This is a genomic window from Lysobacter avium (assembly GCF_015209745.1).
Taxonomy (GTDB): domain Bacteria; phylum Pseudomonadota; class Gammaproteobacteria; order Xanthomonadales; family Xanthomonadaceae; genus Novilysobacter; species Novilysobacter avium.
Genome location: NZ_CP063657.1, coordinates 2544289 through 2556559, shown reverse-complemented (window position 1 = coordinate 2556559; position 12271 = coordinate 2544289). Strand labels below are relative to the sequence as shown.

The following is a 12271-nucleotide window of genomic DNA, read 5'->3' as shown; positions in this document are numbered from 1 at the left end:
CAACGAATCCCAGAGGTAGGCCATGGCTGCCACGCACCCCGTCACCGATACGCATGACGACCACGCCCACAAACAGGGCTTCGTCGAACGCTGGCTGCTGTCCACCAACCACAAGGACATCGGCACGTTGTACCTGCTTTTCAGCTTCATGATGTTCATCATCGGCGGCGCCTTCTCGGTGGTGATCCGCAGCGAGCTGGCGCAGCCTGGGCTGCAGTTCGTCGATCCGGAGTTTTTCAACCAGATGACGTCCCTGCACGCGCTGGTGATGATCTTCGGCGGCGTGATGCCGGCCTTCGTCGGCCTGGCCAACTGGATGATCCCGCTGCAGATCGGCGCGCCCGACATGGCGCTGCCGCGAATGAACAACTGGTCGTTCTGGATCCTGCCGTTCGCCTTCGCCATGCTGCTGATGACCCTGTTCCTGCCGGGCGGCGCGATGGGCGGCGGCTGGACCATGTACCCGCCGCTGTCGCTGCAGGGCGGTTCCAACGTGGCCTTCCAGATCTTCGCCATCCACATGATGGGCGTCAGCTCGATCATGGGCGCGATCAATGTCATCGCCACCGTGCTCAACATGCGCGCGCCAGGCATGGACCTGCTGAAGATGCCGATCTTCACCTGGACCTGGCTGATCACCGCGTTCCTGCTGATCGCGGTGATGCCGGTGCTGGCCGGTGCGGTCACGATGCTGCTGACCGACAAGTTCTTCGCCACCTCCTTCTTCAACGCCGCCGGCGGCGGTGACCCGGTGATGTACCAGCACATCTTCTGGTTCTTCGGGCACCCGGAGGTCTACATCATGATCCTGCCGGCGTTCGGCATCGTCTCCGAGGTCATCCCAACCTTCAGCCGCAAGCCGCTGTTTGGCTACCAGGCCATGGTGTACGCGACCGCGGCGATCGCGTTCCTGTCCTTCATCGTCTGGGCGCACCACATGTTCACCGCCGGCATGCCGCTGGGCGGCGAGCTGTTCTTCATGTACGCCACGATGCTGATCTCCATTCCCACCGGGGTGAAGATCTTCAACTGGGTGACCACGATGTGGCGCGGTTCGATCACCTTCGAGACGCCGATGCTGTTCGCCGTCTCCTTCGTGATCCTGTTCTCCATCGGCGGTTTCTCCGGCCTGATGCTGGCCATCGTGCCGGCGGACTTCCAGTACCACGACACCTACTTCGTGGTCGCCCACTTCCACTACGTGCTGGTGACCGGCTCGGTGCTGGCGCTGATCGCGGCGGTGTACTACTGGTGGCCCAAGTGGACCGGCCGCATGTACAACGAGACCTGGGGCAAGATCCATTTCTGGTGGACGATGGTGTTCGTCAACCTGCTGTTCTTCCCGCAGCACTTCCTCGGCCTGGCTGGAATGCCGCGCCGCATTCCCGACTACAACGTGGTGTTTGCCGACTGGAACCTGGTCAGCTCGATCGGTGCGTTCGGGATGTTCGTCACCCCGTTCATGATGTTCGCCATCCTGCTGCACTCCAAGAAGTTCGGCGCCAAGGCCAGCATGCGTGTCTGGGAAGGCGCCCGTGGCCTGGAGTGGACCGTGCCAAGCCCGGCGCCGCACCACACCTTCACCCTGCCCCCGGTGATCCGCGATGGTGACCTGGCGCACGGCGACGTGACCCACTGAGTTTTTGGCAATGACCGACCAACGCCCCAAATTGCCCGCTGACCAGGTCGCAGGCCGCCGCAAGGCGGCGGTGCGCACGGCGCTGTGGATGGGGCTGGTGGCGGTGGTGATCTATGTCGGGTTCATCCTCACCGGGGTAATCGGTCGATGAGCGGCCCGACGCCCGAGCCGGCGCCGCGGCGCGCGACGACCGGCCTGACCAAGATGCTGGTGGCGGCGGCGATCGCGTTCGCCTTCAGCTTCAGCCTCGTGCCGCTGTACCGCATTGCCTGCCAGAAGGTGTTCGGCATCCGCATCGACAACACGGCCAGCGAATCGCGCAAGCCCGGCGTGGTGGACGAGGACCGGATCATCACCGTCCAGTTCGACGGCGGGGTGAACTCCAAGCTGCCGTGGGCGTTCAAGCCCGGCGAGATGAGCATGAAGGTGCGCCCCGGCCAGCAGTACGAGACGACGTATTTCGCCCACAACAAGAGCGACCGCACGATCGTGGGCAGCGCAGTGCCGTCGGTTGCGCCGGCGCGGGCCTCGGGCTTCTTCAGCAAGACCGAGTGCTTCTGCTTCACCGCCCAGACGATGGCGGCAGGCGAGTCACGCGACATGCCGGTGCGCTTCATCGTCGACCCCAGTTTGCCCAAGGACATCAAGACGCTCACCTTGTCCTACACGTTCTTCAAGAATGACTCGCTCACCGCCGAGCAGGCGCTGGCGGACCATCCGGCACCGGTGCCGGTGTCCGCGCCCTGAACGCTCCATCGCACCCCTTGCATAACGGAACCGCCGCCATGGCCCAAGCCCAAGCCCAGTCACCAGAAGCCTATTTCGTCCCGCACCACAGCCGTTGGCCGATCCTGGGTTCGGTCGCACTGTTCGTGATGATGACCGGTGCCGGGGCATGGCTGAACCAGACGAGCTGGGGCCGCTGGACGTTCATCGTCGGCGTGGTGCTGATGATCGCGGTGTTCTTTGGCTGGTTCGGCGACGTCATCCGCGAATCCGTCAGCGGCAAATACAACCGCCAGGTGGATGTGTCGTTCCGGATGGGGATGATCTGGTTCATCTTCTCGGAGGTGATGTTCTTCGGCGCTTTTTTTGGCGCACTGTTCTTCGCCCGGCAGTTGTCACTGCAATGGCTGGGCGGCGCGGGCGACGGCATGATGACCAACGCGCTGCTGTGGGACGGGTTCAGCGCGGCCTGGCCGAGCAACGGTCCCGGCGCGGTGGGTGGTGCCTACCAGACGGTGCCGGCCTGGGGCCTGCCGCTGGTGAATACGCTGATCCTGCTCACCTCCGGCGTGACGCTGACCGCCGCCCACCACGCGTTGAAGGCCGGTCGCCGGACGGCGCTGCTGGTTGGCCTGGGGCTGACGGTGCTGCTGGGCTGCCTGTTCCTGTTCTTCCAGGCCGAGGAGTACATGCACGCGTACTCGGAGCTGAACCTGACCATGGGTTCGGGCATCTATGGCTCGACGTTCTACCTGCTGACCGGTTTCCACGGCGCGCACGTCACCCTGGGAACGATCATGCTTGCGGTGATCTGGTTCCGCTGCCTGAAGGGCCACTTCACCAAGGACGACCACTTCGGCTTCGAGGCCGTGGCGTGGTACTGGCACTTCGTGGACGTGGTCTGGTTGATGCTCTTCATCTTCGTGTACGTGCTGTAGGCGGTACATCGGCGACGCCTACCCCTACCGCGACGCCTACCTGGGCCAGACGCTGCCGGCCTGCAGGCAGCGCTGCTGTTGCAGGTGCCGGTGCCGGTGCCGGTGCTGTCGACGGTGGTGCTGTTGACCGTGCCGATGTCGACCGTGATGGCCCTGCACCCTCGACAACTGCAGGATTGGAACCGCGGCTGTCGGCCGCAGGCAATGCGGCTACCGCTCCTGGGCTCGATGGCGACCGGTCCGCACGCTCAGCCGTTGACGCCGTGGAACTGTATCCAGCCCATCTTCGCGGCGATGATCACGACCAGGATCATGGCGATGGACAGGGCGACACGGCGGGTCAGCGCATTGACGGTTCGCTTGCTGCCGCCCTTGTCGACCAGCATGTAGTACAGGCCGGCGCCCAGGTTCCAGAGAATCAGGATCAGGAAGCCTACGATCACCAGGGTCTTCATCAATATGCTCCAGCGCCGATGCGCCCAGTTCGGCCTTCGGCCTGCGGGTCGACATTATCGCAGCGTGGCGTGGATATGACATGAGTCGCAGGTCGCAGCTTGTCTTGGGCTGGTTGCTGACGTTGGCGGTCATCGCCGGCTTCGCGCGGCTGGGCGTATGGCAATCGCAGCGGGCGGTGGAAAAGCAGGCGATGCTGGACGACGCGGCGCAGGTCCTTGCCTCACGCCAGCCGGTGGGGCTCGACGCGGCCGCCGATCCCGGCTCGCAGGACCGCTACCAGTGGGCGCGGGGCAGCGGTGAGTTCGCGCCCGGCCCCCAGTGGCTGCTGGACAACCAGCAGCGCGATGGGCGCGTCGGGGTGCAGGCGTACCGGATCTTTGTCCCCGGCCAGGGCCAGCCTTTGCTGGTGGACCTGGGCTGGCTGCCGTTGCCCGGTGACCGGGCGATGCCGTCGGTGGAGCGCCCGGAAGGGCACATCGAGGTCCAGGGCCTGTTGGCACCGCCTCCGTCGGGCGGCATTGCGCTGGGCGCCGGCATGGCCCAGCAGGCCGAAGGCTGGTTGATGTTGCGCCTGGATATCCCGGCCATCAGTGCCGCCGCGGGCACACCGCTGGCGCCGCGGGTGCTGCGCCTGGACCCGGCCTCGCCGCTGGGCTACGAGCGTGACCTCGCCCTGCTGCCCAATACGCTGCCACCGGCCAAGCACCGCGGCTATGCGCTGCAGTGGTTCGGCCTGGCGCTCGCGGTACTGGTGACCGCGTTGATCCTGACTTTCCGCAAACCACGGCGCCGCAAGCGCCCGCCGACCATGGACAAGCACTGATGAGCACTTCGCAGCCCGAGACGCCGCCGACGGTGGATATCCGCGCGCGCAACCGCAACCGGACGATGCTGGTAGCGATCGGTGTCCTGTTCTTCGGCAGCATGCTGATTGCCGGTGCGTTGCGGTTTTCCGGATGGCAGCCCGAGGGCCGCAAGAACCACGGCGAACTGCTGCAGCCGCCCACCGACCTGCGCGAGCTGGTGCCGGAAACGGCCGAGGGCGGCGCATACGCCTGGAATCCCGGCGAGCGCACCTGGCGGATCATGCTGGCCCCGCCGGACGCCTGCGGCAGCGAGTGCGAACGGCTCGCCCATGACCTGGATACCGTCTGGCGCCTGTTCGGCAAGGATGCGGACCGCGTCCACGTGTTGTGGGTCTGTGACAGCAATGGCTGTATGCCGCCGCCGGATGCCCAAGTGCCGCGGACGCTGAAGGTGATACAAGGCGCCGGACAATGGCGCGAACGCATCCCCGGCCTCGCCGACCCCGCCGGCGTGCCGGTGTATGTGATCGACCCGCATGGCTTCGTGGTGTTGCGCTACGCACCCGGATTCGACGCCGGCGGGCTGCGCGCCGACCTCGCCAAATTGTTGAAGTTGATGTGATCGGGTTACTGTCCGCGTCACGCTCGATGCCGTTCCACCGCAAGAGACCTGCATGACTGCCCCCATCTCCGAGCTTTCGCCCGGTCCCCGACCCGGCGATAAACCCGTCCGCCCCACCACGGTCCGGCCCACGCGCAATTTCCACCGCCTGGCATGGCTGGCGGTGCTGCTGGCCGTCGGGGTGATCGTGTTTGGCGCGTTCGTCCGCCTGTCCGATGCCGGCCTGAGCTGCCCCGACTGGCCGACGTGCTATGGCCGTGCGGCCTGGCCCACCACCGTGGACCAGGGAGACGGCCACGCGGCCATTGCGATCCGTCCGGTCGAGGTGCACAAGGCCTGGCGCGAACAGTTCCACCGCATGATCGCCGGCGCACTGGGCGTCCTCACGCTCGCTCTCGCACTGCTGGCCGCCCGCCGACGCCATTACGGGGTGGCGCAGGTCATCGCCGCCTCGCTGATGGTCGCCGTGGCGATCCCGCTGTACATGCGCGGCATGCACGTGCCCGCCGCCGTACTTGCATTGGCGGGCGAGGCGGTGCTGATGTTTGCGGCGCTGCGCTGGAGCAATCTGGACCTGGCGCGGGTTGCCGTTTTCACGCTCGGGGTGATCGTTTTCCAGGCGTTGCTGGGAATGTGGACGGTCACCTGGCTGCTGAAGCCGCTGGTGGTGATGGGCCATCTGCTGGGCGGGCTGCTCACGTTCTCGCTGCTGTTGTGGATGGCGTGGCGCGCCACCGACCTGCCGATCCGGCTTGCCGATGCGCTGAAACTGCGCCGCTGGATCCTGGCCGGGCTGGTCCTGCTCGCCATGCAGATCGCGCTGGGGGGCTGGACCAGTGCCAATTACGCGGCGCTCGCGTGTGGGACTGATTTCCCGACCTGCGTGGGCCGCTGGTGGCCGCCGACCGACTTCCGTGAAGGCTTCGTACTGTGGCGCGGCATCGGGGTGGACTACGAGGGCGGGGTGCTGGACGGCGCCAGCCGCATCGCGATCCAGATGGCACATCGCCTGATGGCGGTGGTGCTGTTTATCTACCTGCTATGGCTGGCGGTGCGCCTTTCGCGTACGCCGGGGATCCGCGGGTGGGCGACGGCGCTGGGCGTGGCGATCATCGCCCAGGCCAGCCTGGGGATCGCCAACGTGAAACTGGCCCTGCCGCTGTGGACGGCGGTGCTGCACAACGCCGGCGCGGTACTGCTGCTGTTTGTCCTGGTGTCCCTGCTCGCGCGTCTGCGCGCTCCGGACGCATGATGGCGCGCACGTTCGCCAAGGTGTGCCGGGAGTACTGGTCGCTGACCAAGCCGCGGGTGGTCGCCTTGATCATCTTTACCGCGGCGATCGGCATGTTCCTCGCCGTGCCAGGCTTGCCGCCGCTGAAGGAGTCGGTTCTGGGCTTCCTCGGCATCTGGCTGGCGGCAGCGTCGGCGGCCACCATCAACCAGTTGCTGGATGCGCGCATCGATGCGGAAATGACCCGCACCTCGTGGCGGCCGATCGTGGTCGGGCAGGTCACTCCCCGGCAGGCACTGCTGTTCGCGTTGGCGCTGGCGGGGCTCTCGATGCTGATCCTGCTGGTTTGGGTGAACGTCCTCACCGCGGTGCTGACATTCGCCTCGATGATCGGCTACGCGGTGATCTACACCGTGTATCTCAAGCACGCCACGTCGCAGAACATCGTCATCGGCGGGCTCGCCGGCGCGGCTCCGCCGTTGCTCGGGTGGTCGGCCGTGACCGGCATGCAGAATCCGTGGGACTGGGCGCACGCGCTGTTGCTGGTGCTGATCATCTTCGTGTGGACGCCACCGCATTTCTGGGCGCTGGCAATTTTCCGCCGCGCCGATTACGCCAAGGCGCTGGTGCCGATGCTGCCGGTGACCCATGGCGTGGAATACACCCGCTGGCAGATCCTGTTCTACACCGTGTTGCTGGTGCTGGTGACGATGCTGCCGCGGATCATCGGCATGAGCGGCGATCTGTACCTGGGCGGCGCGGCGGTGCTGGGCGCGGCGTTCCTGTACTACGCGTGGCGCCTGATGGATCCGCCCGACGAGATGTACGCGATGAAGGTGTTCGGGTTCTCCATCGTCTACCTGATGGCCCTGTTCGCCTTCCTGCTGCTGGACCACTGGCTGCTGCCGTTCCTGCAGCCGGGCTCGCCGCTGGAGTTCGTCCCGGTTGGCTGAGGGCGACGTGGGCCGGCGGGCGGGGTGCGGCCGGGTCTCGTGGCCGCGGAGCTGCCGACGCTAGTCGAAACGCGTGCTCAACAAAGCGCGCAGCTCGGCCTTCTCCTCATCGCCGAGGCTGGCCAACCGGCTCTGCAACTCGGTCAGGCGCTGGTGCCGGCTCTGGCGGTCGAGCTGGGCGATGGTGTCGAGCAGGATCGTCCGCGGCGCGGCGTCGTCGCCGGGCACCGTCGTCGCCGCCAGCTTCTGCAAAGCGGCGTGCTCGTCGCGGCCTTCGAAGTGGGCGACCAGCGCGCCGGTGGTGATGTCCGGGCGTTCAAAGATCACCCCCAGCACATCCAGCAGCAGGTCCACCCCGGGCTGCTGCAGGCTGGCAAACGGGAAGGGCGGCTCGAGTTCCATCGCCAGCGCTGGCTGGTGCAGCAACAGCATGATCGCCGTGCGCACCAGGCTGCGGCGCGGTGCCGCCACGCCATGGCTGTTGCGGCTGCGCAGTGCGGCCGGTCGCGGAGGAGATGCCGGCTCGCGCGCGCCCACACCGGTCAACGCGGTCAGGCGCTGCTGCATCAGGTCGGCGAAGGCGCCGTCGGGGATCTGCGCCAGCAGCGGTTTGGCGCGCTCGGCCAGCCGACCCTTGCCCTCCAACGTCGTCAGGTTGGCGTCGACCGACAGCGAGTCAAACAGGAACTGCGACAGCGGCGTGGCCCCGGCCAGGCGCTTGTCGAAGCCGGCGGCGCCTTCGGCGCGCACGATGCTGTCGGGGTCCTCGCCATCGGGCAGGAACAGGAAGAACGCCTGGCGGCCGTCCTTCATCCGCGGCAGGATCGATTCGACCGCTTTCCACGCAGCGGCGCGGCCGGCGCGGTCGCCGTCGAAACAGAAGTAGACGTCCGGTGCGTTGCGGAACAGCAGTTCGGCGTGATCGGGCGTGGTCGCGGTGCCCAGGGTCGCCACTGCCGTGTCCACGCCGTGCTGGAACAGCGCAACGACATCCATGTAGCCCTCGACCACGATCAGCCGCGGGATCCTGTTGTGCGCCTGGCGCACCTGCCAAAGGCCGTACAGCTCGCGGCCCTTGTGGAACAGCTCGGTTTCCGGGGAGTTGAGGTACTTCGGGTTGTCCTGGGCATCCAGTACCCGGCCGCCGAAGGCGATCGCCCGGCCGCGGCGGTCATGGATGGGGAAGATCACCCGGTCGCGGAACTTGTCGTAGCTGCGTCCGCTGTCGTTGCTGGAGAACAGGCCGCCGCGTTCCAGCAGCGCGAGCCGGCGCTGGTCGGTGCCCAGCGCGTCGCGCAGTGCGGTGAAGCTGTCGGGCGCATAGCCGATCCCGAAGCGCTCGCGGATACCGGCATCGACCCCGCGTCCGTCCAGGTAGGCCTGGGCCCTGGGGCTCTGGGCCAGCTGGCGCTGGAAGAACGCCGCCGCCGCGCCCATCGCGTCGAACAGGGCCTGCCCGTCGGGGTTGGCGTTGCGCTGCAGGGTGTCGCGCGGGACCTCCATGCCGGCGTGGCGGGCCAGTTCATCGACCGCATCGAGGAACTCGAGCCGGTCGTAGTTCATCAGGAAGCTGATCGCGGTGCCGCTGGCCTGGCAGCCGAAGCAGTAATAGAACTGCTTGGCCGGCGAGACGGTGAAACTGGGCGTGCGCTCGTCGTGGAACGGGCAACAGGCGGAGTATTCCTTGCCCTGGCGCTTCAACGGCACCCGAGCGCCAATCACCTCGACCAGGTCGGAGCGGGCGAGCAGGTCGTCAATGAAGGCGTCGGGAATACGGGCCATACAGGGGTGTCCGGCGTGTCCGTCGGACATCCGTCTCGTCAGGAAGGGGACGTTAGGATGCCACCGACGCCGTACCGGTGCGCGCCGGCTGGGCTCAGGCAGTGGGGGCGTGGGAGGTCGCCGCCGGATCCGCCGCGGCGGTCGCCTCGGCGGCCTCGCCGGCTGCGTGCTCGTCGGCCAGTCGGCGCTTTACCCGCGCGTGTTCATCCAGCATCGCGGTGATCAGCGCGCCGACCAGGAACACCACCGCGCAGTAGTACAGCCAGACCAGCATCACCACCAGGCCGCCGGCCGGGCCGTAGGCGTTGCCCAGCGTGGACTGGCCCAGGTACAGGCCGATCGCCCAGCGCCCGACCATGAACAGCGCCGAGGTCATCGCGCCGCCCAGGAGCGCCCGCCGCCGGCTGACCGGGCGGTCCGGCAGCAGGCGGTAGATCAGCGAGAACACGACCGTGTAGAGCAGGAACGACACCAGTTCCGCCAGCACCGGCATCAGGTCGGGCAACCAGCGCAGCATGATCGCCAGCGCCGCCTGCGCGGCCATCGAGACCACCAGCAGGAAGCCCACGCCCAGCGCCATGCCGAAGGACAGCAGGCGCTTGCGCACCCACGCCAGCACGCCGCCCAGGTGGGTCGCGTCGCTGCGGAAGACCCGGTTCAGCGCCACCTGCAGCTGGCCGAACACCATGGATGCGCCCACCAGCAGCGCGGCGGTACCCAGGATCGCCGCGAGCGAGCCGGTGCCAGGCTGCTGTTCGGCGTTGGCCACGATCAGGCGTGCCGTTTGCTCCACCTGCGGGCCCGCCAGCAGGCCGATCTGGTGGAAGAACTCGCCCTGCGCGACGGGATAAAGCGAGGTCGTCAGCCACAGCAGCATCACCACCAGCGGCGCCAGCGAAAGCAGGGTGAAGAACGACAGGGCCGCTGCCAGGGCGAGAATGTCGTAGGCGATGAACCGCTGGACAAACTTCGCCGGCCAGCTCTGTTGCAGTCGCTCGGTGAGTTCCTGGATGCGCATATGACGGTCCGTCATGGCAGCGGTGATCGGTCGCGGCGATGCGCGCTTATGCGCTCAGGCGCTGCTTCACCAGCTTCGACACCAGGCCCATGTCGGCCTGGCCGGCGAGTTTCGGCTTCAGCACGCCCATCAGCTTGCCGATGTCGGCCGGCCCGGTCGCGCCGGTTTCGCTGAGCGCCGCGTCGATGGCGGCGCTGATGGCGGCTCCGTCGAGCTTGGCCGGCAGGTAACGCTCGATCACCACGATCTCCTCGCGCTCGATCACGGCCAGGTCCTCGCGCGCGGCCGCTTCGAACTGGCTGACGGAGTCGCGGCGCTGCTTGACCATCTTGTCGAGGATCGCCAGTACCTGGGCGTCATCCAGCTCGATCCTCTCGTCGACTTCCTTCTGCTTGATCGCTGCCAGCATCAGGCGGATCACGCCCAGATCGTGCTTGGCACCGCTCTTCATCGCGGTCTTCATGTCATCGGTGAGCTGTTGCTTGAGGGTCATGGCAGGTTCTCGGCAGGAAATCGGCGGACACAAAAAGCCGGCGGCGCATCGTGGCGCGGCCGGCTTGCTGCTTGAGGCCCGGACCGCGACGTTGCCGGCGAGGTCAGGGTAACTGGGTCGAACGGAATCTGATCAACAGCGCCTGTGCAGCGCCGGATCCAGCCCATTCTACCAGGCGATCAGTACAGGCGCTGACGCTTGGTCACATCGCGTGCGACGCGACGGGACTGGCGCTTGACGGCGGCTGCGGCCTTGCGCTTGCGCTCCTGGGTCGGCTTTTCGTAGTACTCGCGCTTGCGGGTCTCGGCGAGGACGCCGGCCTTTTCGCAGGTGCGCTTGAAGCGACGCAGGGCAAACTCGAATGGCTCGTTTTCGCGGACTTTAACGGCGGGCATGCGGTATCTCGGTTCGGGTGAACTGCCCGGCAAGTCCGGGCGAGCCGCATATGATAGCGAGGCCCGCATCGCCTATGCAAGTCACCACGCACATCACGACGCACAATCCCGACAGATACGTGGCGTTGGGGCGGCTGGAGTACCCTGCTGCCATCCCCGATTGCGGTCAGGCCGCATACCGCCAATGAAAGTCCTGGGCATAGAAACCAGTTGCGACGAAACCGGCGTGGCCGTCTACGACACCCGCGAGGGCCTGCTGGCGCATGCGCTTTACAGCCAGATTGCGCTGCATGCGGAGTATGGCGGCGTGGTGCCGGAACTGGCCAGTCGCGACCACGTGCGCAAGTTGCTGCCGCTGATCCGCCAGACCCTCTATGAGGCGGGCATGGCCGTTGCCGACATCGACGGGGTGGCCTACACCGCCGGTCCCGGGCTGGTGGGCGCGTTGCTGGTCGGCGCCGGCGTGGCGCGTTCGCTGGCATGGGCGCTGGACAAACCGGCGATCGCGGTCCACCACATGGAAGGCCACCTGCTGGCACCGCTGCTGGAGGACGACCCGTTGGGCCGCCCGGAACCGCCGTTCGTGGCCTTGCTGGTATCGGGCGGGCATACCCAGCTGATCGCGGTGGATGCGATCGGCAGCTATCGACTGCTGGGCGAGACGCTGGACGATGCCGCCGGGGAGGCCTTTGACAAGACCGCCAAGCTGATGGGGCTGCCGTACCCCGGCGGGCCGCAACTTGCCGCGCTCGCGGGCCAGGGGGTCGCCGGGGCCTACCGTTTCCCGCGGCCGATGACCAACCGCCCGGGACTGGATTTCAGCTTCAGCGGGCTCAAGACCCAGGTCATGCTCGCCTGGCGCGACAGTGACCAGTCGGACCAGGCCCGGGCCGACATCGCCCGGGCGTTCGAGGAGGCGGTGGTGGACACGCTGGCGATCAAGTGCGAGCGCGCCCTGGAAGCGGCCGGCTGCGAGACGCTGGTGGTCGCCGGCGGGGTGGGCGCGAATGTGCGGCTGCGGGAGAAACTGCAGGCCATGGCTGCCCGGCGCGGCGGCCGGGTCAGCTTCCCGCGGCCGGCGTTCTGCACCGACAACGGCGCGATGATCGCCTTCGCCGGTGCACTTCGCCTGCAGGCCGGGCAACACGGCGATGCCAGCGTCCAGGTCTGGCCGCGCTGGGACATGGCGACCCTGCCGGCGCTCTGAGCGGC

At 67.2% G+C, this 12271-nt stretch carries 14 protein-coding genes; 9 read left to right on the top strand and 5 right to left on the bottom strand.

The features are described 5' to 3' along the window. The first annotated feature begins 22 nt into the window (after positions 1–22). From ctaD to INQ42_RS11445, 4 genes are read left to right on the top strand one after another with little or no spacing between them, the layout of a single operon-like run. Positions 23–1639, top strand: coding sequence for a cytochrome c oxidase subunit I (ctaD, locus tag INQ42_RS11460; RefSeq protein ID WP_194034382.1), 1617 nt, complete (start codon positions 23–25; stop codon positions 1637–1639). Positions 1640–1649: 10 nt separating this feature from the next. Further along, a complete protein-coding gene (locus INQ42_RS11455) occupies positions 1650–1790 on the top strand; it encodes a hypothetical protein (protein ID WP_194034381.1) in 141 nt (46 codons plus the stop codon). Beyond that, entirely contained in the window at positions 1787–2386 is a 600-nt protein-coding gene (locus INQ42_RS11450; RefSeq protein WP_194034380.1) for a cytochrome c oxidase assembly protein, read from the top strand. Before INQ42_RS11455 ends, INQ42_RS11450 begins: the two co-directional genes overlap by 4 nt. 38 nt (positions 2387–2424) lie before the next feature. After that, positions 2425–3303, top strand: a complete 879-nt coding sequence (locus INQ42_RS11445; RefSeq protein ID WP_194034379.1) for a cytochrome c oxidase subunit 3 — start codon at positions 2425–2427, stop codon at positions 3301–3303. Between the two features lie 248 nt (positions 3304–3551). Here the strand turns inward: INQ42_RS11445 and INQ42_RS11440 are convergent, their stop codons facing one another. Further along, the gene (locus tag INQ42_RS11440; RefSeq protein ID WP_043959192.1) at positions 3552–3758 is read right to left on the bottom strand and encodes a twin transmembrane helix small protein; all 207 of its coding nucleotides are present in this window, start codon (positions 3756–3758) and stop codon (positions 3552–3554) included. A gap of 80 nt (positions 3759–3838) precedes the next feature. Here INQ42_RS11440 and INQ42_RS11435 point away from each other — a divergent pair, with 80 nt between their 5' ends. The 4 genes from INQ42_RS11435 to cyoE are packed head-to-tail and all read left to right on the top strand — an operon-like array spanning position 3839 to position 7371. Further along, positions 3839–4582 (top strand): SURF1 family protein, encoded by a 744-nt coding sequence (locus tag INQ42_RS11435; RefSeq protein WP_194034378.1) that lies wholly within the window; start codon positions 3839–3841, stop codon positions 4580–4582. Continuing rightward, positions 4582–5187 carry a hypothetical protein gene (locus INQ42_RS11430; RefSeq protein WP_194034377.1) on the top strand — a complete coding sequence of 202 codons (606 nt, stop codon included), beginning with the start codon at positions 4582–4584 and terminating at the stop codon, positions 5185–5187. Before INQ42_RS11435 ends, INQ42_RS11430 begins: the two co-directional genes overlap by 1 nt. A gap of 52 nt (positions 5188–5239) precedes the next feature. Further along, on the top strand, positions 5240–6439 hold the full coding sequence (locus INQ42_RS11425; RefSeq protein ID WP_194034376.1) for a COX15/CtaA family protein: 1200 nt from the start codon (positions 5240–5242) through the stop codon (positions 6437–6439). Then, positions 6439–7371 (top strand): heme o synthase, encoded by a 933-nt coding sequence (gene cyoE / locus INQ42_RS11420; protein WP_407070769.1) that lies wholly within the window; start codon positions 6439–6441, stop codon positions 7369–7371. The genes INQ42_RS11425 and cyoE overlap by 1 nt, the downstream gene beginning before the upstream one ends. Before the next feature lie 60 nt (positions 7372–7431). On the opposite strand, the gene dnaG is transcribed toward cyoE, so the two are convergent. The 4 genes from dnaG to rpsU form a co-directional block, all read right to left on the bottom strand. Continuing rightward, a complete protein-coding gene (gene dnaG, locus INQ42_RS11415; RefSeq protein ID WP_194034374.1) occupies positions 7432–9153 on the bottom strand; it encodes a DNA primase in 1722 nt (573 codons plus the stop codon). 94 nt (positions 9154–9247) lie between these two features. Continuing rightward, complete coding sequence (locus tag INQ42_RS11410; RefSeq protein ID WP_194034373.1) at positions 9248–10186, bottom strand: YihY/virulence factor BrkB family protein; 939 nt, start codon at positions 10184–10186, stop codon at positions 9248–9250. A 31-nt stretch (positions 10187–10217) separates the two neighbouring features. After that, positions 10218–10664 (bottom strand): GatB/YqeY domain-containing protein, encoded by a 447-nt coding sequence (locus tag INQ42_RS11405; RefSeq protein WP_194034372.1) that lies wholly within the window; start codon positions 10662–10664, stop codon positions 10218–10220. A 179-nt stretch (positions 10665–10843) separates the two neighbouring features. Next, positions 10844–11059 (bottom strand): 30S ribosomal protein S21, encoded by a 216-nt coding sequence (gene rpsU / locus INQ42_RS11400; RefSeq protein WP_043959185.1) that lies wholly within the window; start codon positions 11057–11059, stop codon positions 10844–10846. A 184-nt stretch (positions 11060–11243) separates the two neighbouring features. Between rpsU and tsaD the strand changes: the two genes are divergently transcribed. After that, positions 11244–12266, top strand: a complete 1023-nt coding sequence (gene tsaD, locus INQ42_RS11395) for a tRNA (adenosine(37)-N6)-threonylcarbamoyltransferase complex transferase subunit TsaD (RefSeq protein WP_194034371.1) — start codon at positions 11244–11246, stop codon at positions 12264–12266. The last annotated feature ends 5 nt before the right edge of the window (positions 12267–12271 follow it).